We start from the raw sequence: 23,377 nt of genomic DNA, 5'->3' as shown, positions 1-23,377 counted from the left end.
CAGCATGATGATTTCGACCGCCATCCGACGAAAGATGAAGGCCACAGCCGCCCGGCAAACTTTGTCGCAGAATTGTCAGCCGGGAGACATTTCAAAATAGCGCTATCCCCTATTGAGGACCACCTCGGGCAATGCGGCTTTTGATCCCAAACGGGAACGAGAGTGGCGCGGGCTCCGGTCGAGACCATCTGCTGCATGGCCTCACCGGCACCACCGTACTAGGATCGCCCGGAAGGAACGGACGAAGAGCGCCACTGAAGTGCGCCATCACCGGGAGGGATTCGTTTGGTGGCTACCAGTCTTGAAGTGCGCGGCGTGTCCTTGCGGTTCGGCGGCGTCCGCGCGCTGACCGACGTCAGCTTCGCCATCAGGGAGGGTGAGCTGTTCTCGATCATCGGCCCCAACGGCGCCGGCAAGACCTCGATCGTGAACTGTATTTCCGGCCGCTACAAGCCGACCGAGGGCCATCTTTTCTACCAGGGTCGCGACATCACCGGCTTGACGCCGAATGCCCGCGCCTCGCTCGGCATCGGCCGCACCTTCCAGAACCTCGCGCTGTTCCACCACATGAGCGTGCTCGACAACATCATGGTCGGGCGTCATCACCTTCTGAAGAACAATTTCCTCACGGGCTCGCTGTATTGGCTCACCGGCGCGCGCAAGGAAGAGCTCGCGCACCGCCGCAAGGTCGAGGAGATCATCGATTTCCTCGACCTCCAGTCGGTGCGAAAAGCCACCGCCGGCACCCTCTCCTACGGCCTGCGCAAGCGCGTGGAACTCGCCCGCGCCATGGCGCTGGAGCCGCGTCTCATCCTCCTCGACGAGCCGATGGCCGGCATGAACTTCGAGGAGAAGGAGGACATGGCCCGCTACATCGTCGACCTCAACGAGGAGTTCGGGATGACGGTGGTGATGATCGAGCACGACATGGGCGTGGTGATGGACATCTCCCATCGGGTCATGGTGCTGGATTTCGGCAAGAAGATCGCCGAGGGTGACCCGGCGACCGTGCTTGCCGATCCCCACGTCAGGCGCGCCTATCTCGGCGAGGAAGACGAGGTGCTGGTCGATCCCGACGACGCTCCGCCAGCGCAGGAGAGCGCGGCATGATGGATTACGCAGGCCGCGTGGCGAAGGCCGACACCTATCCGAAGATGCTCCGGCTCAACGCGAAGGAGCATGGCAACGAGATCGCATTGCGCGAGAAGGATCTCGGGCTCTGGCGGGTGTTCACCTGGAACGACTATCAGACCCGCGTGCGCGAGTTTGCACTCGGTCTTCTCGAAGTGGGCCTTGGCCGCGGCGACGTCATCGGCATCATCGGCGACAACCGGCCGGACTGGGTGGCGGCGGAAGTGGCGACACACGCCATTGGCGGCCTCAGCCTCGGACTTTATCGCGACGTGCTCGACGAGGAGGCCTCCTATCTCCTCAACTATGGCGAGGCGCAGCTCGTCTTCGCCGAGGATGAGGAGCAGGTCGACAAGCTCCTCACCCTCGCCGAGCGCGCGCCGAAGCTGAAGCACATCATCTATTCCGATCCGCGCGGAATGAGGAAATACGACGACCCGCGACTGATGTCCGCGGAGACGTTTGCCGAGCTCGGCCGGGCACGTGCCGCGCGGGAGCCGGAGCTTTACGATCGCCTAGTGGACGCGACCAAGGGCGAGGATGTCGCGATCCTCTGCACAACCTCGGGCACGACCTCGCATCCCAAGCTGGCGATGCTTGCGGCTGGCCGCGTGCTCGGCCATTGCGCCACCTATCTCGCCTTTGACCCGAAGGGCCCCGACGACGAATACGTCTCGGTGCTGCCCTTGCCCTGGATCATGGAACAGGTCTACGTGCTCGGCAAAGGCCTCCTGTGCCGGATGAAGATCAACTTCGTCGAAGAGCCGGACACCATGATGAACGATCTGCGCGAGATCGCGCCGACGTTCGTTCTGTTCGCGCCCCGCGTCTGGGAGTCGATCGCCGCGGACGTTCGCGCCAAGGTGATGGACGCGACGCCCCTAAAGCAGCGCATGTTCGATGTCGGCATGAAGTCGGGTCTGGCCGCTCTCGCGCAGGGCAAGCGCTCCGGTCTTGCCGACGCGATCCTGTTCCGCGCGCTGCGCGACCGCCTTGGCTTCACGCGCTTGCGCTCGGCGGCGACCGGCGGCGCCGCGCTCGGCCCAGAGACCTTCAAGTTTTTCCAGGCGATGGGCGTGCCGTTGCGCACGCTGTACGGCCAGACCGAGCTGCTGGGAGCCTATACGCTGCATCCCGAGGGCAAGGTCGATCCTGACACCACCGGCGTGCCGATGTCCGACAGCGTCGAGATCCGCATCGACAACGCCGACATCCACGGCGTCGGCGAGATCGTGGTGCGGCACCCCAACATGTTCCTTGGCTATTACAAGAACCCGGAGGCAAGCGTCGCCGACATCAAGGACGGCTGGATGTTGTCGGGCGACGCCGGCTATTTCAACGCGAACCAGCAGCTCGTCGTCATAGACCGAATCAAGGACCTCGCCGAAACCTCGCGCGGCGAGCGCTTCTCGCCGCAATTCATCGAGAACAAGCTGAAATTCTCGCCCTATATCGCCGAAGCCGTGGTGCTCGGGGCTGGTCGCGACGCGCTCGCAGCAATGATCTGCATCCGCTACTCCATCATCTCCAAATGGGCGGAGAAGAACCGCCTCTCGTTCACGACCTACAGCGACCTCGCCTCGCGGCCCGAAGTCTATGCGCTGCTCCACAAGGAGGTCGAGACCGTCAACGCGACGCTGCCGCCGGCCCAGCGCATCTCGCGCTTCCTGCTGCTCTACAAGGAGCTCGACGCCGACGACGGCGAGCTCACCCGCACCAGAAAGGTGCGCCGCAGCGTCATCAACGAGAAATACGCCGGGATCATCGACGCCATCTACCGCGGCGATGCCGACATCCCCGTCGACACCGTTATCCGCTTCCAGGACGGCACCACGCAGCGTGTCCGCACGACGCTGCGCGTGGTGGATCTCGGCGGGCACGGGCACATGGCGGAGGCTGCGGAGTGAGCTCGCTTCCCGCCCAGCGCGCGATGCCGGATGATGCGCCCTCTGCCCTTGTGGGAGAGGGCCTCACCGATATCAGCCACATCCTCACTCGGGCGAGGGGTCGTCTCTCCGCACCGTCACTGCCGAAACACCCCCTCAGCCGTCTTCGCTTCACGAAGCCACCCTCTCCCACAAGGGGAGAGGGGAAGAGCGCGCCGCATTTGTCCGCGAGCATCACATGAACACCGCTTTCCTCATCCAGCTCCTGGTCAACGGCCTCGTGGTCGGCACGCTCTATGGCGTGGTCGCGATGTCGTTCGTGCTGATCTACAAGGCGACGCAGGTCGTCAATTTCGCGCAAGGCGAGCTGCTTCTGGTCGGGGCCTGGGTGTGCTGGGCCCTGCTGGCGAAGTACCAGGTGCCGTTCTGGATCGGCATGCCGATGACGCTGGTGTTCATGTTCGTGTTCGGCATCGCGATCCAGGTCCTGATCTTGCGTCCGATGATCGGCGAGCCCATCATTTCCGTGATCATGGTGACGATCGGCCTGTCGACCGTGCTCCAGGCGACGCTGAAATGGATGTTCGGCGTCAATCCGCAGCCGTTCCCGCGCGTGTTCGAGAGCCAGTCCGTCAGCCTGCTCGGCCTCCAGATCCAGACCGTCTATGTCATGAGCCTCGTGGTCTCCGTCGCCATGATGATCGGAATGGCCTGGTTCTTCCGCGCATCGAAATATGGCCTCGCAATGCGCGCTACCGCGTTCAACCAGCAGGTCGCGCAGTCGCTCGGCATTTCCGTGAAGAGCGTGTTCGCGATGGCTTGGGCGATCTCGGCGACGGTGTCCGCGGTGGCAGGCGTCGTCGTCGCGGTCGTGAACGGCGTGTCCTCGGGCCTTGCCGGCTACGGCATCAAGGTGTTTCCCGCGGCGATCCTCGGCGGGCTCGACTCCGTCGGCGGCGCCGTGCTCGGCGGCATCATCATCGGCTTGCTCGAGAATGTCGCGCAATATGTCGACAGCGAGTACCTGCACTGGGGCAATCTGTACGAGATCGCGCCGTTCTACGTCCTCATCATCGTGCTGATGATCAAGCCCTACGGCCTGTTCGGCACCCACGACATCGAGCGGATCTGACCCATGGCCGGCCCTGCCCTCATTCCTGCTGGTGACTTCCGTACCTCCTACGCGGCGGACACCACGATCTTCCCGACCACCACCAGCCGCAACTTCGCTATCGCGGGCGTGCTTCTGCTGTGCCTAGCGCCGCAGTTCTTCAGCGGCTACTGGCTCAGCATCCTGATCCAGATCGGCATCTTCTCGATCGCGGCACTCGGTCTGAATATCCTCGTCGGCTTTACCGGCCAGATCTCGATCGGGCACGCGGCCTTCTTCCTGCTCGGCGCCTTCACCTCGGCCTACATCTCCAACAACGCGCCGATCCCCGTATTCTTCGCAATCCCGCTCGCCGGCGTCGTCACCGCGCTGGTCGGCCTGGTCTTCGGCATCCCGGCCGCGCGGCTGAAGGGACTGTACCTCGTCATTGCGACGCTCGCGGCGCAATACATCCTGCTCGACTTTTTCTCCCGTGCCGAATGGTTTTCGGGCGGCTCGGTGCCGGCAAGCGCAAACCCGTTCTCGATCTTCGGCTACACGCTGCGCGGCGACAAACAGTACTTCTACGTCGTGCTGGCCTATGTGCTGGCGAGCTATATCCTGGTCACCAATCTGATGCGCACCCGCGACGGCCGCGCGTTGGTGGCGATCCGCGACCATTATCTCTCCGCGGAGATCATGGGCATCAACCTCACCAAGTACCGCACGCTGTCGTTCGGCCTCGCCGCCTTCTTCGCCGGCATCGCGGGCGCGCTCTATGCGCACTACCAGCTCGTGGTCTCCCAGGAAGGATTCGGCATCGAGCGCTCGATCCTGTTCCTCGCCATGATCATCATCGGCGGCACCGGCTCGATCATGGGCACGCTGATGGGCACCGCTTTCGTGGTGCTCCTGCCCGAGGGGATGGAGTTCATCAGCCACTATTTGAAGGGCGGCGTGATCGACAAGGCGCTGTCGCTCAACACCAACATCACCTTCCTGCGCGAGATCGCGATCGGGGTGATCATCATCGCATTCCTGATGTTCGAGCCTGACGGGCTCGCGCATCGCTGGCGGCAGATCAAGGCATACTGGAAACTCTACCCGTTCTCGCATTGAGCGCGGGCAACTTCACTTAAACAATAAACAGGAGGAACCGACCCATGACGATGAAGTCCCTTTTGAGCACCGCATCGCTCGCCATCGCGATCGCCGCATTTTCGGCGGGCGCGCAGGCGCAGATCGCGATCGGGCACCTCGCCGACTATTCTGGCGGCACCTCCGATGTCGGCACGCCCTTTGGCCAGGCCGTCGCCGACACCTTCGCCTGGGTCAACAAGAAAGGCGGCGTCGGCGGCAAGCAGCTCAACCTCGACACCAACGACTACGGCTATCAGGTGCCCCGCGCGATCGCGCTCTACAAGAAGTGGTCGGCGCCGGACAGCAAGGTCGCCGCGATCATGGGCTGGGGGACCGCCGACACCGAGGCGCTGACCGGCTTCCTCGCCCAGGACAAGATCCCCGACATGTCCGGCTCCTACGCCGCCGCCCTCACCGATCCCGGAGGCATCAGCGGCAAGGCCAAGCCCGCGCCCTACAATTTCTTCTATGGCCCGAGCTATTCGGACGCATTGCGCGCGATGCTGATGTGGGCCGCCGAGGACTGGAAGGCCAAGGGCAAGTCCGGCAAGCCGAAATTCGTGCATATGGGCGCCAACCATCCCTATCCGAACGCGCCGAAGGCTGCCGGTGAAGCGATGGCGCAGGAGCTCGGCTTCGAGGTGCTGCCGCCGCTGGTGTTCGCGCTCGCGCCGGGCGACTACAGCGCCCAGTGCCTGAGCCTGAAATCTTCGGGAGCCAACTACGCCTATCTCGGCAACACCGCCGCCTCCAACATCTCGGTTCTGAAGGCCTGCAAGACCGCCGGCGTCGAAATCCAGTTCATGGGCAATGTCTGGGGCATGGACGAGAACGCCGCCAAGACCGCAGGTGATGCCGCCAACGGCGTGATCTTCCCCTTGCGCACCGCGGTGAGCTGGGGGGGCGATGCGCCCGGCATGAAGACGTTGATGGAAATCTCGAAGATGTCCGACGCCAGCGGCAAGGTCTATCGCCCCGTGCACTACGTCGCGGCCGTCTGCTCGGCGCTCTACATGAAGGAGGCGATCGACTGGGCCGCCAAGAATGGCGGTGCCACCGGTGAGAACGTCGCCAAGGGCTTTTACCAGAAGAAGGATTGGGTGCCGGCCGGAATGGAAGGCGTCTGCAATCCCTCGACCTGGACCGACAAGGACCATCGCGGCACGATGAAGGTCGATCTCTATCGCACCAAGATCTCGGGCGCGACCGACGGCGACCTCAACGATCTCATGACCAAGGGCACGATCAAGCTCGAGAAGGTCAAGACCGTCGAGCTGCCGCGTAAGCCGGAATTGCTGGGCTGGTAACGCAAACTCAGACGTCATGGCCGGGCTTGTCCCGGCCATCCACGTCTGACCTCACGGCACTAAGTACGTGGATGCCCGGGACAAGCCCGGGCATGACGAGCGTAGCAAGGCTCCCCAATGACTGACACCCTCGAAGCATCTCGCACCAAGACAACCGCCCTGGCGTCGGCCCCCCTCCTCGCCGTGCGCAACATCGAGGTCGTCTATGACGACGTCATCCTGGTGCTGCGCGGCCTCAGCCTCGACGTGCCCAAGGGCGCGATCGTGGCGCTGCTGGGCGCCAACGGCGCCGGCAAGTCGACGACGCTGAAGGCGATCTCCGGGCTGCTCAAGACCGAGGACGGCGAGGTCACGCGCGGCGAAATCGTGTTCGACAACGAGCGGATCGACGGCATCGACCCCGACAAGATCGTCCGCCGCGGCATCTTCCAGGTGATGGAGGGGCGGCGCATCGTCGCCGACATGACGTCACTGGAAAACCTCAAGCTGGGCGCCTTCACCCGCAGGGACCGCGGGGTCGACGCCGACCTCGACATGGTCTTCAATTATTTCCCGCGCCTGAAGGAGCGCACCGGGCTTGCCGGCTACCTCTCCGGCGGCGAGCAGCAGATGCTCGCGATCGGCCGTGCGCTGATGGCGCGCCCGAAGATGATCCTGATGGACGAGCCCTCCATGGGCCTGTCGCCACTGCTGGTGAAAGAGGTGTTCTCGATCATCCAGAAGATCAACCGCGACCTCGGCGTCACTATTCTCCTGGTCGAACAGAATGCGCGCGCCGCGCTGTCGGTGGCGAGCCACGGATACATCATGGAGCAAGGCAAGGTCGTGCTCGACGGCACCGCCGATGAGCTGCGCGACAACGAGGACGTCAAGGAATTTTACCTCGGAGGTGCGGGCGACCAGCGCAAGAGCTTCAAGAACCTCAAGAGCTTCAAGCGGCGCAAGCGCTGGCTTTAACTTTCAAGCACCTGCTCCGCTTCCGTGACTGCGCAGAGAACATGATAGAACGACGACGCGGGAATGGTGTCGATCAGCGACTTGCCGTCGCGATCGAACTGGTCGTACCAGCCACCCCTCACGGGATGGCTGAGATAATGTCGTTCGAGCCGCACCAGCGCCGCGCGCGCCTCGTCAGCCGCGCCCGCCTCGCCGGATTCGGCCTGTGCAATCCACGCCTTCGCGATTTCGGTCTGCGGCCAAAGCCGGCGCGTGCTGCGGCGAATGTTGCCGATGTCGTCCCCCTCGTCGATCAGGCAGCCGGTGGCCTCGTCGCGATAGCGCAGCGCGGTCGCCAGGAGTTCGGCACGCCGCTGCCCGGTCGGACATCCCGTGATGCGTTCGAAACCCTTCAGCAGCCAGACCCATTCCGCCTGGTGCCCCGGCTCGACGCTGACCGGTTCGATTTTCGACCAGTCCTCCTCGAAATACTCCGTCAGGATGCGCTTCTGCTTGTCGTAGAGATTGGCCAGGAACAGCGCGAAGAATTCGCCGGCACGGTTCTGGAACGAAAGATCGTGTGTCGCGTCGAAGCAGGCAATCATCGCCTCGAACAGATGCATGTGCGGGTTCTGCCGGCGCGGCAGCGACATCGGAAGGCCTTCGTGCACGCCCCCATGCGGCGAGCGGAGGCGGCCATCGAGAAAAGCCAGCAGCGCGTCGATCTCCGCACGAACCTGCGCGTCCTGGTCGAGCCCGTAGACGGTCGCGAGCGCGAACAGGATGAAGGCATGGTCGTAGGCATCGCGCCGGCCGTCGAGCACCGCGCCGTCCGGCGTCAGCCTGTGCACATAACCCGGCCTGCCGTCAGGCGCTTTGGCCTTGGCCAGCAAATGCTCCAGCCCCTTCAGCGCGGTTTCGCGCCCCTCGGGATACCAGCCCATCTGCGCGGCCTTGGCGTAGCACCAGATCTGGCGTGCCTGCACGAACACGCGCCGCGGCGCGGCCGTATCCGCAGTACCGTCGCGATGCAGCCGGTCGATGAAGCCGCCCGCGGAATGATCCCAGCCGACCGTCGACCACAGCGGCAGCGCCTCGTTGATCATGCGGCGCTTCAGGCGCGCGACCACGTCCGCAGCCTCATCCACCGCAATGTTTCCTACGTCCGCCATCGGGTCCCCTCTAGGCCTCGCCAATGGCGGTCTGATACCCATGCCGGTGGCGGTGCGCAACGGATGCCAACACGGAAAGAACAGCCATGACCGCCCATTACGACGCCCGCGAGACGCGTGAGCCAGCAGCGCGCGAGGTCGATCTGTTCTCCCGCCTGCCGGAGGTGCTGCGAGCCGCGATAGCCGCCCCGGCCTATGCCGACCGGCTCAGGGGTGTCGATCCCGCCGCCGTGACCTCCAGAGCGGCACTGGCAGGCCTGCCGGTCTTGCGCAAGTCGGAACTGCCCGCTCTGCACAAGGCCTCTGCGCCCTTCGGAGGCTTCGTGGCGGCCGCGCCCGGCTCGTTTGCCCGTCTCTTCACCTCGCCCGGCCCGATCTTCGAGCCGGAGGGACGGCAGGCCGATCCCTGGCGCGGCGCAAGGGCGCTGTTCGCGGCCGGGTTCCGCCCCGATGACGTCGTCCTCAACACCTTCAGCTATCATCTCACCCCTGGCGGCTTCATCTTCGATGCGTCGGCGCGTGCGCTTGGCTGCGCGGTGATCCCGGCAGGGCCCGGAAATACCGAGCAACAGTTCGAGCTGATCGAGGCTTACCGCCCGGTTGGCTACAGCGGCACGCCGGATTTCCTGAAGATATTGCTCGATGCCGCGGCAAGCGCCGGCCGCGACGTCTCCTCGATCAAGCGCGCGCTGGTTTCGGGCGCCGCGTTCCCGCCCTCGCTCCAGGCCGAGATCAAGGCGCGCGGCATCGACGCCTACCAGGCCTTCGGCACCGCCGATCTCGGCCTCATCGCGTTCGAGACCGAGGCTCGTGAAGGCATGATCCTGAACGAGGACCTGATCCTGGAGATCGTCAAGCCCGGCACCGGCGATCCCGTGGCGCCCGGCGACGTCGGGGAGATCGTGGTGACCTCGCTCGACCCGCATCATCCCTGGATCCGGCTTGCTCTCGGCGACCTTACCGCGGCGCTGCCAGGCGTAAGTGCTTGCGGCCGCACCAACATGCGCATCAAGGGTTGGATGGGCCGCGCCGACCAGACCACCAAGGTCAAGGGCATGTTCATCCGCCCCGAACAGATCGCCGAGATCGGCAAGCGTCATTCCGCGCTCGGAAGACTACGTCTCGTCGTTACACGACAGGGAGAAACCGACGCGATGACGCTGAAGGCGGAAACTGCGACCGCCAACGACGCCCTGCGCGAAGAGGTCACAGCCAGCTTGCGCGCCGTGACGAAACTCGGTGGAAGCGTCGATCTGGTCGGTCCCGGCGCGCTGCCGAACGACGGCAAGGTGATCGCGGACGAGCGGTAGGCTCAATTCGATTTCGACAGTCGGTAATTGCCGAGATACAGCACGTCCAGGCCCGAGCAGAAATAGGTGTGGAGCGCCTCCAGCGGGGCGTTCACGGTCGGCTGCTCGTTGATGTTGAGGCTGGTGTTGATCAGAACCGGCAACGAGGTCGCCTTCGCGAATTCGCCGATCAGTCGGCTGTAGAGCGGGTTGCTGTCCGCATGGACGCTCTGGATGCGCGCGGTGTTGTCGACATGGACCACCGCGGGCATGGTCTCGGCGACCTTCTCATTGACCGGGAACGTCACCACCATGAAGGGCGCGTCGAAAGTGTCCTCGAAATATTCGGCCTGGCGCTCGTACAGCACCGACGGGCAGAACGGGCGGAATTCCTCGCGGTATTTGATGGTGAGGTTGATGCGGTCCTTCATGCCCGCATGCCTGGGATCGGCCAGGATCGAGCGGTTGCCGAGCGCGCGGGGACCGTACTCCATCCGGCCCTGGAACCAGCCCACCGTCTTCTGCTCGGTCAAATCGGTGACGCAGCGCGACACGGGATCGTCGAGCAGCTCGAACCGCGCCCCGATCTTGTCGAGCGTCTCCCGGATCGTGTCGTTGGAATAATCCGGTCCCCAATAAGCGTGGGTCAGCGGCGCGATCGCGTGGCCCGCCTCCGCGCATTTCATCATCGCGGCGCCGAGCGCCACGCCCGCATCGTGCGGCACAGGCGGAACGTAGAGACGCTTCACGGACGGCTCGGCCGCAATCTCCATGTTCATCTTGCAATTCAGGCCGACACCGCCGGCGATGCAGACGTCGCCGCAGCCGGTCTCGGCGATCGCGGAACGGATCACTTCGGTGGTGACGATCTCGAGCTGCTTCTGGCCGCTTGCGGCGATGTTGGTCAGCCGCGGATCGAGCGGCTGGCCGCGCAGTCGTCGCGGCCCCAAAATCTCCTCCATCTTCTCGGTGAAGATGCGCTCCTGCCGGGTCGAGAAATCGCTGGTGAAAATCTCGGCGTCGCGCCTGCGCTTGTCGAGATCGGGATCGAGCTCGTAGTTGATGCCGTTCGGCCGCAGGAGCTTGGCAAACTTGTCGAGGTATTCAGGGCTGCCATAGGAAGACAGGCCCATCACCTTGTACTCGTCGTTGGTCATCTGATAGCCGAGATACTGCGTCAGCATCCCGTAATAGAGCCCGAGGCTGTTGTTGCGGGCGAACCGCGTCAGCACGCGGAAGTCGTTGCCGCGCGCATGGGCGACGAGGCCCGAGCTGGAATCGCCCGAGAAGTCGAAGCAGGCAACGGTCGCCTCCGAGAAACCGGAGCCGTAGAACGAGCTCGCGGCATGACAGAGGTGATGGTCGTAGAGTTCGATCTTAGGGCTGTGGCCGAACTGATAGTTGAAATATTCGGTGAGACGCTGGGTGTAGTTGGTGTAGGTCTTCAGCGGCGAGCAGATCCAATCGACCTCACGCATGGTAATGCCGGCCTGCTTCAGGCAGAAGCCGATCGCGCCACGCGGCAGTTCGCCACGTGCATGCTTCGCCAGCGTGAAACGCTCCTCCTCCGCGGCAGCGATCAACTCTCCGTCGCGCAATAACACCGCCGCACCATCATGGTGCCCGTGCTTGATCCCAGAGCTGATTCCGATCACATACATGTCGCCGAGCCCCCTTGCGGAGCCTTCTATAGAAACCTCCGCCAAAGTAAATCGGCCACCCCGTGGCCGGAGCGCTCGATGGCCGCCATTTGGGCGCGATGCCCCGGGGCCAGGAACCTTGCATCGTCCCTGCCGCTCCCGTATTACGAACTCGGCTGCGATATGGCCTGGAATTGGCCCTTCCTGGACCCCAAAACGTGCTTGAACGAACCCTCGTCACCATCTCCGAGACCGAGACAATTGAGGAAGCTTTCCGGCGCCTCAATGCAAATATGCTCGGCATCCTGTTCGCGCAGGACGCGAGCGGACGAATTGTCGGCGCGGTGACGGACGGCGACATCCGCAGGCGCATGCTGGCCGGCACAACGATCCAGGACCGGGTTGCGACCTGCATCAATCGCAACTTCGTCTGGGCACGTACCGGCGGTCCGCGCGAACAGATCCTCAAATTGCTCGACCAACGCGTGCACGTGGTGCCGATCCTGGATGGCGAGGGACGACTCGTCGACGTGTTCAGCCGCGAGCTGTTCAATCTGTCCGAAGAGAGCGAGGTGTTCGCGCGCGCGCGCTCGCCGGTGCGGATCAGCTTCTCCGGCGGCGGCACCGACCTGACACACTATTTCGTGGAGAACGATGGCGGCGCGGTCATCAATGCCACGATCAAGATGTACGCTCACGCCACGTTGCGGCGCCGGAACGATTCAAGCATCCGGATCTATTCACACGATTTTCGTCGTACGATCGAGGCCAACAATCTCGCAGAACTCGGAACGGACGGAGACCTTGCGCTGATCAAGTCCGTCGTGCGCCTGATCAAGCCGACCTATGGATTCGAGCTCGAGGTCTCCGCCGACTTCCCGGTCGGCTCCGGCCTCGGCGGCTCTGCGGTGGTCACCTCTGCCATCATCGGCTGCTTCAACGAATTCCGCGGCGACCAGTGGGACCGCCACGAGATCGCGGAGATGGCGTTCCAGGCCGAGCGGCTGATGCTCAACATCCCCGGCGGCTGGCAGGATCAATACGCCACCGTGTTCGGCGGCTTCAATCACATGGAGTTCTTCTCCGACCAGAATACCATCGTGCCGCTGCGTCTCGACCCCAATATCATCGCCGAGCTCGAGGAGAGCCTGGTGCTCTGCTACACGGGCTCCGGCCGCGATTCCGGCGCCATCCACCGCGACCAGAAGGCTCAGCACGAGACCCGCGACGCGGTCGCCGCCGCTGCCAAGCAGAAGGAAGTGACGCGCGACATCCGGCGGCATCTCCTGCGCGGCCAGCTCCTTGAATGCGGCCGACTGATCGACGAGGCCTGGCACGCCAAGCGGAAGCTGAGCTCGAAGATCTCTTCGGACGCGATCGATGCGATCTACGATTTCGCCAAGCAGCATGGCGCGGTCGGCGGCAAGCTGCTGGGCGCCGGCGGGGGCGGCTATTTCATGTTCTTCGTACGGCCGTTCGAACGCTACCAGCTCATCGCTGCGCTGGAACAACAGGGGCATGGCTGCTCGCGCATCATGTTCGAAGAGAACGGGCTGCGAACGTGGAAGTCGCGCTTTCCCGCGCGATTGGCCTGACGATATGAGACGAGAATGTTGATGACATCGCCCAAACAGCCCTCTCAGGTCCGCATCGGCAACCATCTTCTGGGCAACGGCGAACCCTGCTACGTCATTGCCGAGATCGGCAACAACCACAATGGCGACTTCGATCGCGCCATTGCCCTGGTCGATGCCGCGGTCACGGCCGGGGCCGATTGCGCCAAGTTCCAGATGCGGAAGCTGGACGAGGTCTACCGTGCGTCGAGCCTCTCGGGCAAGGACGACGACCTCGCAGTCGAGTATACGCTCGACCTGTTGCGCCGTTTCGAGCTTCCGACCGCGCAGCAAAAGAAAATCGCCGAGTACTGCGCGGCGAAGGGCATCCAGTATCTCTGCACGCCCTGGGACGCGAGCAGCGTCGCCGTGCTCGAAGGCTTCGGCGTGCAAGCCTACAAGGTAGCCTCCGCCGACCTTACCAACCTGCCGCTGCTCGCGCGCCTCGCCGCCACCGGCAAGACGCTGATCGTCTCGACCGGCATGAGCACGACGGACGAGATCAAGGCCGCGGCGAAGTTCCTCGACGACCGCAACGCTAGCTACGTGCTCCTGCATTGCCAAAGCACCTATCCGGCCGCGCTCCACAACATCCATCTCCGCTTCATGGAAACGTTGCGCGAGATCCATCCGGTCGTCGGCTATTCGGGCCACGAGCGCGGCATTGCCGTTTCAACGGCCGCCGTCGCGCTCGGCGCCGTCGTCATCGAACGCCACATCACCCTCGACCGGGAGATGGAAGGCCCGGACCATGCCGCGAGCCTGGAGCCGGAGGAATTCAGATCGCTGGTCTCCGGCATCCGCGAGGTGGAGGCGGCGCGCGGCGAGAAACTGGCCGAGCGCGCGCTGAGCCAGGGCGAGTTGATCAACCGCGAGAACCTCGCCAAGAGCCTGGTGGCCGCGCGCGATCTTTCGGCCGGCACCGTGATCTCCGAAGCCGACATCGCGGTGAAGAGCCCGGGACAGGGGCTCTCGCCGCTGAAGATGCCGGCGCTGCTCGGCCGCAAGCTGGCGCGGAGCATGGGGGCCGACGACTATTTCTTCCAGAGCGATCTCGATGAAGGCACCGCGAAAGCACGGCGATACCGCTTCGACCGCCCCTGGGGTGTGCCGGTCCGCTATCACGACACCGAGCGCTTCCTGGAGATCTGCGAGCCCGACATCATCGAGTTCCATCTCAGCTACAGCGACATGGAGCGCGATCCCGCAGCGTATCTGTCCGGCACCTACGATCTCGGCTTCGTCGTGCATGCGCCGGAGCTGTTTGCCGGCTCCAAGCTGATGGACCTCGCAACGCCGGACGAGGCCCTGCGGCGCTATTCGCTGGAGCAGACACAGGCCGTGATCGACATTACCCGCGGCCTGAAGAAGTACTTTCCCAAGACCAAGCGCCCGCCCATCGTCGCCAATATCGGCGGCTTCACCATGGACGAGCCGCTGCCGCCGGAGGAGAAAGCCGAGCGCTACCGCATCTTCGCGCAGAGCTTGACCGAGCTCGACATGGACGGCGTCGAGCTGACGCCGCAGACCATGGCGCCGTTCCCCTGGCATTTCGGCGGTCAGCGCCACCAGAACATCTTCATCTTCCCGGAGGAATCGGCCGCGTTCTGCGCCAAGCACGATTTGCGGATGTGCGTCGATATCTCCCACACGAAGCTAGCTGCCAATCATTTCGGCTTCGATCTCGCGCAAGGGCTCGCCCAGCTCGGCCCGCACACCGCGCATCTGCATTTCGGCGACGCCAAGGGACTCGACGGCGAAGGACTTCAGATCGGCGAAGGCGAGATCGATTTCAACGAGATCGGACAGGTGCTCCGCCGGCATGCGCCGACGGCGTCGTTCATTCCCGAGATTTGGCAGGGCCACAAGAACATGGGCGAAGGCTTCTGGACCGCGCTCGAGCGTCTCGAGGGGCACATCTGATGGCGCGCAAGACGCTGGCCGTGATCGCCGCGCGCGGCGGCTCCAAGGGCATCCCGCACAAGAACCTGCTCGATCTCTGTGGCAAACCGCTGATCGCGTGGACGGTCGAGCAGGCGCGCGCCGCCCGCGGCGTCGATGTGGTGGCCGTGTCTTCGGACAGCGATCAGATTCTCGCCGCGGCCGAGGCCGCCGGCGCCGTCGGCGTGCGGCGTCCGGACGACATTTCGGGCGACCTCGCCTCCTCCGAATCCGCTTGGCTACATGCGCTCGATGCGATCGACGAGCGGATGGGACGGTTCGAGCGGATCGTCGCACTCCAGGCCACCTCGCCGATCCGCGAACCCGGCGACATCGAGAGCGCGCTTGCGGCCTTCGATCGCGACCATCTCGACAGCCTGCTCTCGGTCTGCGAGGTCGAGGATTATTTCAACTGGCGGATCGGCCAAAACGGACCGGAGCCGATCAACTACGATTTTCGCAATCGCCGCATGCGGCAGCAAATCGAGAAGCGCTATTTGGAGAACGGCTCGTTCTACGTCCTGATCCCATCCCTCCTGCGCGAGCAGAACAATCGTCTCGGCGGCAAGATCGGCTTCCATATGATGGAGCGTCACAAGATGTTCCAGATCGACCGCCCCGAGGACGTCAAGCTTTGCGCCGCCATCATGCGAAGTTACGGCTATGCCTGACCTCAGCGCCTTCTCGCTCAAAGGCAAGATCGCGGTAGTCACCGGCGCCTCGCGGGGGATTGGCGCGGCCATTGCGACCGGCCTGCAAGACGCGGGCGCCATGGTGTTCGGCCTCAGCCGCTCCGGGACCGCGCCGCAGGACGTGACCCCGATTGCCTGCGACCTCTCCGACGACAAGGCGATCGAAAACGCATTCGGCATGATCGCGGCGCAAGGCAGGCATATCGACACGCTGGTCAACGCCGCCGGCATCAGCCTCCCCGCACAAGGCGATGAAAGCGAGCTTGCGCGCTTTCGCGACACGGTCGCGACCGATCTCACCGGCGTCTACGCCACCATCCTCGCCGCGTATCCGCTCTTGAAGAAGGCGGGCTCGGCTGCGATCGTTAACGTCACCAGCATCAATTCGATCCGGGGCTTTCCCGGCAACCCCGGCTACGTGGCGGCGAAGGCGGGTCTTGCGGGGCTGACGCGCGCGCTCGCCGCCGACTACGCGCCCGACGGCATCCGCGTCAACGCGCTTGCGCCGGGCTACGTCGCGACAGAGATGACCGCGAAGAGTTTTGCCGATCCGGTCATGCACGAAGACAGGCGACGCCACACCATGCTCGGCCGGTGGGGACAGCCCGCCGACATGGTGGGAGCGGCGATCTTCCTGGCATCGGACGCCTCCGCCTATGTGACCGGCCAGGAGATCTTCGTCGACGGCGGCTGGATCGCCAAAGGTCTCGCCATCAGCTCGGATACCAAATCGTGACCGCAACGCTGCAACGCATCGGCTTCATGCAGGGACGGCTCTCGGCTCTGGTCGACGGCAAGATCCAGGCATTCCCCTGGGACGAGTGGCGGGAGGAATTCGCTCGCGCGAAGGCGCTCGGCCTGACGCGGATGGAATGGACCATCGATCAGGAACGGTTGCGCGAGAACCCGCTGGCGACCGAGCCGGGGCAGCAGGAGATTCTGGCCTTGTCGCGCGAGAACGGCGTGCGCATCCCGAGCCTGACCGGCGACTGCTTCATGCAGGCGCCGTTCTGGAAGGTCGATGCCGTCGTGCGCGACGCGCTCGTCGCCGACCTCGATCTCCTGATCGCCGCCTGTAGCCGCGTTGGCATCGAGTTCGTCGTGATCCCGCTGGTCGACAACGGCAAGATCGAGCGCAAGAGCGAGAGCGATACGCTGAAGCGCGTGCTGCTTGCCCGCTCCGAGCTGCTGACGAGACGAAACGTCAAAATCGTCTTCGAATCCGATCTGCCGCCGGACGAGCTTGCCCGGTTCATGGAGGCATTTCCGGCCGAGACCTTCGGCATCAATTACGACAGTGGCAACAGCGCCTCGCTCGGCTACGACAGCGACGAGGAGATCGCCGCCTATGCACGCCGCATTCTCAATGTACACGTGAAGGACCGCATCCGCGGCGGCACCACCGTGCCGCTCGGCACCGGCAATGCGGACCTTGCCAAGACGATCCGGCTGATCGAGCGCTCCGGCTACAAGGGCCAATACATCCTGCAGACGGCCCGGGCAACCGACGGCGACCATGCCGGCGCGCTGGCACGATATCGCGACATGACGGTCGGCTGGATCGAGGACGCAGCGCGATGAGGCTCGAGCTGAACGATCGCGTTGCGCTCGTCACCGGCGCCAGCCGCGGCATCGGACTTGCGATCGCGAGGACGCTCGCGGCGGAAGGTGCCAATGTCGCGCTCGCGGCGCGTGGCGCCGACGCGGTGAACGCTGCGCGCGCAACGATCGGCATCAACGCGTCTGCCCACATCGCAGACGTCACCGATCCGGCCGCGGCGAAAGCACTGGTCGAAAGCGTCGACAAGCAATGGGGTCGGCTCGATATCCTGGTCTGCAATGTCGGCAGCGGCGCCTCCGTCCCGCCGGGCATGGAAACTGCGGCGGAATGGTCGCGGATCATCGACCTGAATCTGTTCGCTGCGACCAACATGATCGAAGCGGCGCGGCCGCTGATGGCCCAAGGCAGCGGTGACCGGGCCATCGTCTGCATCTCCTCGATCGCAGGGATGGCGGCGCTTGGTGCACCCGTCACCTACTATGCCGCCAAAGCCGCGCTCAATGCGACCGTGCGCGGCCTGGCGCGGCCGCTCGCGCTCGATGGCATCCGCATCAATGCGGTCGCCCCCGGAAATATCCTGGCTGCGGACGGCACCTGGGCGCGCAAGATCGCCGAAAACAAGCAGGCGGTCGATGACATGCTCCAGCGCGAGGTGGCGCTGCGCCGGCTCGGCACGCCCGAGGAGATCGCCGATATCGTCGCCTTCCTTGCTTCGCCCCGCGCCGCCTTCATCACCGGCAGCGTGATGGTAGCCGATGGCGGCCAGCTCAGAAGCTGAACAGGAGCCTTCGATGGCAAACCCCTCCTCCCGCTACGACCTGACCGGACGGACCGCGCTCGTGACCGGCGCCGGCGGCCTGTTGGGCAGGCAGCACGTCGCAGCGCTCAGCGAAGCCGGCGCGCGCGTGGTCGTCACCGACGTCAAACTGGCGCAGGCCGAAGCTGCAGTCGCGGCGCTGAAGCAGTCTGCGCCTTCAGCCGATCTGATCGCGCTCGAGATCGACGTCACCTCGCTCGAATCGGTGCGCGCCGCAAACGATCAGCTTGCCGGCCGTGGCATCAACGTCGACATCCTCGTCAACAACGCCGCGATCGACCCGAAGGTGACGTCGAGCCCGGGAATCATGCACTCCTCGCGCTTCGAGGCGTTCCCGGTGCCGCAATGGCAGACCGAAATCGCCGTTGGCCTGACCGGTGCGATGCTGTGTGCGCAGGTGTTCGGCGGCGAGATGGCCAAACGCCGTCGCGGCGCGATCCTCAACATCGCCTCCGATCTCGGCGTGATTGCACCGGACCAGCGGCTGTACCGTCAGCCGCAGGTGACGCGCGAAGAAGAACAGCCGGTGAAGCCGGTGACTTATTCGGTGATCAAGCACGGCCTGATCGGCCTGACGAAATATCTGGCGACCTATTGGGCCGATCATGGCGTGCGCGTCAACGCGATCTCGCCGGGTGGCGTCTTCAACAACCAGGATCCGGCCTTCGTCGAACGACTGACGCGCCTGATCCCCATGGGCCGCATGGCCGATGTCGACGAATACCGCGCGGCTGTGCAGTTCCTCTGCTCGGACGCATCGAGCTACATGACGGGACAGAATCTGGTCATGGATGGTGGGCGGAGCGTCTGGTAGCAGCACGCAGAGCTCGCATGCGGACGGCGAGGCCGCGCGCGCCACCTCCTCGCGCTGATCCTCAAGCAGCCCCAGCCTCAGCCGCTGTCGGCTTTCCCGTCATTCTTGCCTTCCAGCAATTTCCCAAGTCCTTCACTCGCCACGAACACGAGCCCCGCCAGTCCAGGGATGATGAGCCGCGTCTCGGAGAAATCCGCGATGAAAAAGACGAGCCCGACATGAACGAGACACGCCGAACCGACCACGGCGATCGTTCGGGTCAGCGCAAGCGTCCTCACGATCGCGATCGCGAGTACGGGACTTGCGATCGCGACCACGAGTTTCATGGTCTGCAGATTTCCAACCAGCTTGCTGAAGTCGCCATTCGTGACCAGGAACGATTTGTAGTCCGTTCCGGGATGCATCCAGATCAGCGCCTTCGGCACGGCCAGTGAGATACCGATCAGCAGCCCGAACACAGCCCATTCCTTCAGGGTCGGCCATCGCCGCTCGAAAGCTGCAAGGCTCAGAAGCGAGAACGCTGAAGCGAACACGACGTCGGTCCGCCCGAAGCTGATGATCAGTCCTGAAATGATCGCGGCGGGATATCGCCGCGACGTCAGCAGAAAGAGCTGCCACAACAACCCGCCCGCGATGAACACGGGACCCATGCGCCCCGGATAGATCGCGATCTGCGTGTAGAACGCAAAGGTGAGTAGGCAGAGCCATGTCGCAGTCGGCGAGAGAAGCAGCGTCGCCAACGCAAATACGGCGAGGAACGACAGGGAATCGAACAGATAGTTGGCGACGATGTGGGTGTAGAAGGTCGAGCCCCCGTGGGTGCGATCGTCGCCGAGTATCTGGACGTAGGCCTCGGTAATCTTGGCGAACAACGGCCGCATGACGCCCTCGACAGCGTCAGTATGGGCAAACTCGCGCTCGCGATCGAGACTGAACTGCAGTTGCTCGCGAAGCAAGTTGGCTTCGTGTGCAGTGATGGACAGCGCAAGGCAGCAACTGACGAGCAGTCCCAGCGTGACCGGATTGAAGAAGCTTCTTCTCACCTTGAACAGGAGCAGCAGCGGAACGAGTGCGACGGCCACGTAGAAGGCTATTCCGGCATACCGCAGCAGACCCGGGAGATACCTGTCGGATATATTTACCCAATACCAGGCAATGACCAGAATGTTCGAGACAATCCAGAACCCGAGTACCAGGCCGAGAGATGGTGTCTTCACGACCGCCTCAGAAGTCCAAAATCGTCCAAGTGCGCCACTTGATGACAGCATCACCCTCGCCCCGAAAATTGGCCCGTCCAGCTAATGCTGCAGAATACCGGCGAGATTCATGTGCGCCGGACGCGAGTGCTCGATGCCCAGCAACGTCCGCCGATTATCGTTCGTGCGCTGCAAGTGCAGGCTGGCGAGTGTCATTCCGACGCAAGTGGTAACCGTGGTCCCGCGACCGCCGAACGGCTTGAGAAAATCGAACACGCGACTGCCGAACATGTCGACGACCGACATCTCGCGCGCACCGAGCGGCGGAATTTCGCCGAAATCGCCCTCGATCTGCTCGCCATCCTCGCGGATCAGCTTCGAGGTCGGCCGCGCCGAATGAGCATATTCGGGATCAGAGGAGTGATTGATCAGCATCACGCTGCTGACAATGTCACTGGTCGCAATGATCTTCGGATTAATTCCGGTGAACCCGACATGCGCCTTGAGCCTGCCCTCGTTCAAGGGGCGGGCAAACGCGCCGGTGCGGTAGATCGCGACGTTGTCCCGATCGACATAGGTCATCGAATAGCTGGCAGGCGAGGATCGGAAGCCGTCCATGCGACCGCGCGACATCACGGCAATGACCAGATAATCGTCCTGCGGCAGCTCGAGCGAGGCGAAAAGGCGCGACAGCTCGATCTCGACGGAGGCGCCAGGCGCGTAGCTTTCCGGAAACGCGTAGGTCGCCCGGTACTCGCCATCGCGCGACAGGATGTGTAGCCTGAACCGGAGCTTCTTGCTGAAGCCCGAGGCGACCAGACTGGCGAGCTCGGGCACGAGATCCTTGACCGTTTCACGAAGATTCTTGCGCAGGCTGCCGGCGACGAGGCTACGAAGATACCTGACGTCGACCGGACGGTACCAGGCAGGGATCGAGAAACCCATGCGCGACTCGACACCCGCGAAAGTCGGAAACATGAATCGGGGCTCGTAGGGCTTCCAGGGACTGGACGAGAAACGTGTCACGAATGCGCCCCTAAAAATGATGCAGGCTGAACTTGCCGTTGGCAAATTCATAATAACTGAACGGACTGGCGATGTTGGTTCCCTTGAACTCCAGGGCGAAACCTTCGGCCGCGCCGATCAGCCCTTCAGCCTCGGGGAAAAGGTCCAGCGTGCCGATGCGAACGGCGCCCATCGGTGCGATCTCAGGCAGCGCACGCTGACCCAATTCGGTGCCGTCCAGGGCCACGAGCCTGGCCGTCCCGACCGAGACGCCCTCGGATGCGATGCAGGAGTTCACGAGCACCACGCCGGACTCCTTCAAGAACCGCGTAAGATAGGATTGCATCCAGGCGGAGGTCGGGAACGGCGCTGCGGCGACCGGTTCGCGCTCGTGCGACAGCGTTATCGCGCCGTGCTGCGAGAAATATTGTGCGTAATAGCCGGTCGTCACCTTCCGTCCGGGACGAAGCTTGGTCTCGTGCTTCGGGACCAGCGTCATCGCGACCGTTCCCGAAACGCGTGAACACAGCTCCGACGTCTGCAATTGCAATTGTCCGTTGACGCCGAGTTCCCTGTGGAAATATCCGGCCGGCTTGCCCGCCCCGTCGAAGAGCCAGACATGAGCATCCACCTCCGGATGATCCTTCATGAAAACCGAGAAGTAGTTGAAGGCGCAGATTTCCGTCGTGACGATCTCGTCGTTGCGCAGGTATAGCACGGCGGGCGGATAGCCCCTTGCGACGGCCTCGCCAATCAGCAATTCACCGGGCATGCGACAGGACTCGGCGGGAGAGCAAGGGATCGGCATGGACCGAACCGGCCGGCGGCTCTGGACAAATCATACGCGATGTTCTTGCCCGCATGCTAAAACGTCGACGCGATTTCAGGCTTGTTTACGCTGAGCCGACAGGAGAATCAACCGGGAACGGCGTCGCATCGCGCAGCTCGAAAGCCACGGCACGAGCACCGTCGTCATGCTCACGAGCAGCCGGTTTTCTTCAGCCGCGTGGCAGCCGGAAAACGCGCGGCAGCCGGACAAGATGATGCTGTACAGGCGCCCACGACTTCCCTGCCCTGGAATCCTTGCAATGCCCCTGCGGCTCCCGTATGACCGAATCCGGCTACGGGACCTGGTACCCGCTTGAAAACAGGCCGGAACATCGGCCTATCCTGGATCAAAACCGTGCTTCAGCGACTGCTCGTGCGCATCACTCCAATCACGGCGTCCATTCCGCCGAGGAACCGCTGACGTGCGCTGGCAGACAAAGGCGCGAGCGTTCTCGGTGCTGTCGAATATCCCCTGGGGCGAAGACTTGCACTATGCCCTGCAGCGCTACGTCACACGACGACTGCCACGACCCGAGAAGCAGGTCAGATCCATCTACACCCTTGCCCAGCGGCTACTGGCAGTCCACGAGACGTACAGCTTGCGGCCGCTGCGGGATTCGACCTGCTTCGAGTTCGGCGCGGGACGCGATCTGATCGTTCCGCTGGCTTTCAGCGCCCACGGCGCACGGCGCTTCATCACCGTCGACATCGAGCGCTTGGCCAAGCTGGAACTGATCCGCTCCAACGCCGCCATCGTTTCTCGACTGAGCGGCACTGACCACCCCGAGATAAATTCCCTGGAGGATCTCGAGCCTTCGTGGAGGATCGACTATCGCGCACCGTCCGATGCCCGGACGACCGGCCTGCCCGCCGCCTCGATCGACTGCGCGGTCTCCGTCGAAACGCTCGAGCACATTCCCAAGCGCGACATCGCGGCAATCTTGAAGGAGCTGCGACGCATCATGCGTCCTGACGGACTGATCCTCATGCAGATCGACTATGGCGATCATTTCAAGGGCTTCGATCCGTCCATCAGTTCGTTCAACTTCCTGACCTATTCCGAGGAGGATTGGGCGCCTTTTCAGTCGCGCTTCCAATACGTCAATCGTTTGCGCCACAGCGAATATCTGCAGCTGTTCAGGGAGGCAGGGTTTCAACTGCTGAGCGACCAGCCCGACCGCCGGCCGCCGGAACAGCATATCCTGGAACGACTGGCACCATATTTCAGAGACTTCTCCGAAGAGGACCTTTTTACGCTCGGCTCGCTGATCGTTGGCCGCCCGGCCGAGCTATCGAAAGGAAACTGAAGATCGCCATCT

20 protein-coding genes are annotated in these 23,377 nt (G+C 63.6%); 15 read left to right on the top strand and 5 right to left on the bottom strand.

The window, feature by feature from the left end; genetic code table 11:
- Positions 1 to 288 precede the first annotated feature (288 nt).
- The 6 genes from RX330_RS13250 (at position 289) to RX330_RS13225 (ending at position 7,511) form a co-directional block, all read left to right on the top strand.
- Positions 289 to 1,110 carry an ABC transporter ATP-binding protein gene (locus tag RX330_RS13250; protein WP_212091335.1) on the top strand — a complete coding sequence of 274 codons (822 nt, stop codon included), beginning with the start codon at positions 289 to 291 and terminating at the stop codon, positions 1,108 to 1,110.
- A complete protein-coding gene (locus tag RX330_RS13245; RefSeq protein WP_317243280.1) occupies positions 1,107 to 3,038 on the top strand; it encodes a long-chain fatty acid--CoA ligase in 1,932 nt (643 codons plus the stop codon). The genes RX330_RS13250 and RX330_RS13245 overlap by 4 nt, the downstream gene beginning before the upstream one ends.
- A gap of 217 nt (positions 3,039 to 3,255) precedes the next feature.
- Positions 3,256 to 4,149, top strand: a complete 894-nt coding sequence (locus RX330_RS13240; RefSeq protein WP_317243279.1) for a branched-chain amino acid ABC transporter permease — start codon at positions 3,256 to 3,258, stop codon at positions 4,147 to 4,149.
- Positions 4,150 to 4,152: 3 nt separating this feature from the next.
- Positions 4,153 to 5,226 (top strand): branched-chain amino acid ABC transporter permease, encoded by a 1,074-nt coding sequence (locus RX330_RS13235; protein ID WP_212091326.1) that lies wholly within the window; start codon positions 4,153 to 4,155, stop codon positions 5,224 to 5,226.
- A gap of 44 nt (positions 5,227 to 5,270) precedes the next feature.
- The gene (locus RX330_RS13230) at positions 5,271 to 6,554 is read left to right on the top strand and encodes an ABC transporter substrate-binding protein (RefSeq protein ID WP_317243278.1); all 1,284 of its coding nucleotides are present in this window, start codon (positions 5,271 to 5,273) and stop codon (positions 6,552 to 6,554) included.
- A gap of 117 nt (positions 6,555 to 6,671) precedes the next feature.
- Positions 6,672 to 7,511, top strand: coding sequence for an ABC transporter ATP-binding protein (locus RX330_RS13225; RefSeq protein WP_212091320.1), 840 nt, complete (start codon positions 6,672 to 6,674; stop codon positions 7,509 to 7,511).
- Here RX330_RS13225 and RX330_RS13220 read toward each other — a convergent pair.
- On the bottom strand, positions 7,508 to 8,662 hold the full coding sequence (locus tag RX330_RS13220; protein WP_212091317.1) for an AGE family epimerase/isomerase: 1,155 nt from the start codon (positions 8,660 to 8,662) through the stop codon (positions 7,508 to 7,510). The genes RX330_RS13225 and RX330_RS13220 overlap by 4 nt on opposite strands.
- An 86-nt stretch (positions 8,663 to 8,748) precedes the next feature.
- On the opposite strand from RX330_RS13220, the gene RX330_RS13215 reads away from it, so the two are divergent.
- The gene (locus tag RX330_RS13215) at positions 8,749 to 9,972 is read left to right on the top strand and encodes a phenylacetate--CoA ligase family protein (RefSeq protein WP_212091315.1); all 1,224 of its coding nucleotides are present in this window, start codon (positions 8,749 to 8,751) and stop codon (positions 9,970 to 9,972) included.
- A 2-nt stretch (positions 9,973 to 9,974) separates the two neighbouring features.
- On the opposite strand, the gene RX330_RS13210 is transcribed toward RX330_RS13215, so the two are convergent.
- The gene (locus tag RX330_RS13210; RefSeq protein WP_249153599.1) at positions 9,975 to 11,534 is read right to left on the bottom strand and encodes a carbamoyltransferase; all 1,560 of its coding nucleotides are present in this window, start codon (positions 11,532 to 11,534) and stop codon (positions 9,975 to 9,977) included.
- A 275-nt stretch (positions 11,535 to 11,809) separates the two neighbouring features.
- Here RX330_RS13210 and RX330_RS13205 point away from each other — a divergent pair, with 275 nt between their 5' ends.
- Genes RX330_RS13205 through RX330_RS13175 form a run of 7 tightly spaced genes read left to right on the top strand, consistent with a single transcriptional unit; the run spans position 11,810 to position 19,029 of the window.
- Positions 11,810 to 13,186, top strand: a complete 1,377-nt coding sequence (locus RX330_RS13205; protein WP_212091308.1) for a CBS domain-containing protein — start codon at positions 11,810 to 11,812, stop codon at positions 13,184 to 13,186.
- A 21-nt stretch (positions 13,187 to 13,207) separates the two neighbouring features.
- Positions 13,208 to 15,127, top strand: coding sequence for an N-acetylneuraminate synthase family protein (locus RX330_RS13200; protein WP_317243277.1), 1,920 nt, complete (start codon positions 13,208 to 13,210; stop codon positions 15,125 to 15,127).
- Positions 15,127 to 15,816 (top strand): acylneuraminate cytidylyltransferase family protein, encoded by a 690-nt coding sequence (locus tag RX330_RS13195; RefSeq protein WP_317243276.1) that lies wholly within the window; start codon positions 15,127 to 15,129, stop codon positions 15,814 to 15,816. The genes RX330_RS13200 and RX330_RS13195 overlap by 1 nt, the downstream gene beginning before the upstream one ends.
- A complete protein-coding gene (locus RX330_RS13190; RefSeq protein ID WP_317243275.1) occupies positions 15,809 to 16,573 on the top strand; it encodes an SDR family oxidoreductase in 765 nt (254 codons plus the stop codon). Before RX330_RS13195 ends, RX330_RS13190 begins: the two co-directional genes overlap by 8 nt.
- Positions 16,570 to 17,418, top strand: coding sequence for a sugar phosphate isomerase/epimerase family protein (locus tag RX330_RS13185; RefSeq protein ID WP_317243274.1), 849 nt, complete (start codon positions 16,570 to 16,572; stop codon positions 17,416 to 17,418). Before RX330_RS13190 ends, RX330_RS13185 begins: the two co-directional genes overlap by 4 nt.
- A complete protein-coding gene (locus tag RX330_RS13180; protein ID WP_317243273.1) occupies positions 17,415 to 18,176 on the top strand; it encodes an SDR family NAD(P)-dependent oxidoreductase in 762 nt (253 codons plus the stop codon). The genes RX330_RS13185 and RX330_RS13180 overlap by 4 nt, the downstream gene beginning before the upstream one ends.
- Before the next feature lie 13 nt (positions 18,177 to 18,189).
- Complete coding sequence (locus tag RX330_RS13175; RefSeq protein WP_317243272.1) at positions 18,190 to 19,029, top strand: SDR family oxidoreductase; 840 nt, start codon at positions 18,190 to 18,192, stop codon at positions 19,027 to 19,029.
- Between the two features lie 77 nt (positions 19,030 to 19,106).
- On the opposite strand, the gene RX330_RS13170 is transcribed toward RX330_RS13175, so the two are convergent.
- The 3 genes from RX330_RS13170 to RX330_RS13160 all read right to left on the bottom strand — a co-directional run bounded on the left by RX330_RS13170 (position 19,107) and on the right by RX330_RS13160 (position 22,002).
- Positions 19,107 to 20,246 (bottom strand): hypothetical protein, encoded by a 1,140-nt coding sequence (locus tag RX330_RS13170; protein ID WP_317243271.1) that lies wholly within the window; start codon positions 20,244 to 20,246, stop codon positions 19,107 to 19,109.
- An 81-nt stretch (positions 20,247 to 20,327) separates the two neighbouring features.
- Complete coding sequence (locus tag RX330_RS13165; RefSeq protein WP_317243270.1) at positions 20,328 to 21,203, bottom strand: hypothetical protein; 876 nt, start codon at positions 21,201 to 21,203, stop codon at positions 20,328 to 20,330.
- 58 nt (positions 21,204 to 21,261) lie between these two features.
- Positions 21,262 to 22,002 (bottom strand): hypothetical protein, encoded by a 741-nt coding sequence (locus RX330_RS13160; RefSeq protein ID WP_249153587.1) that lies wholly within the window; start codon positions 22,000 to 22,002, stop codon positions 21,262 to 21,264.
- A gap of 478 nt (positions 22,003 to 22,480) precedes the next feature.
- Between RX330_RS13160 and RX330_RS13155 the strand changes: the two genes are divergently transcribed.
- On the top strand, positions 22,481 to 23,365 hold the full coding sequence (locus tag RX330_RS13155) for a class I SAM-dependent methyltransferase (RefSeq protein ID WP_317243269.1): 885 nt from the start codon (positions 22,481 to 22,483) through the stop codon (positions 23,363 to 23,365).
- The last annotated feature ends 12 nt before the right edge of the window (positions 23,366 to 23,377 follow it).

This window comes from Bradyrhizobium sp. NDS-1, from assembly GCF_032918005.1.
GTDB classification, from domain to species: Bacteria; Pseudomonadota; Alphaproteobacteria; order Rhizobiales; family Xanthobacteraceae; genus Bradyrhizobium; species Bradyrhizobium tunisiense.
The sequence above is the reverse complement of the archived record's forward strand: the minus strand, read 5'-3'. Positions and strand labels throughout refer to the sequence as shown.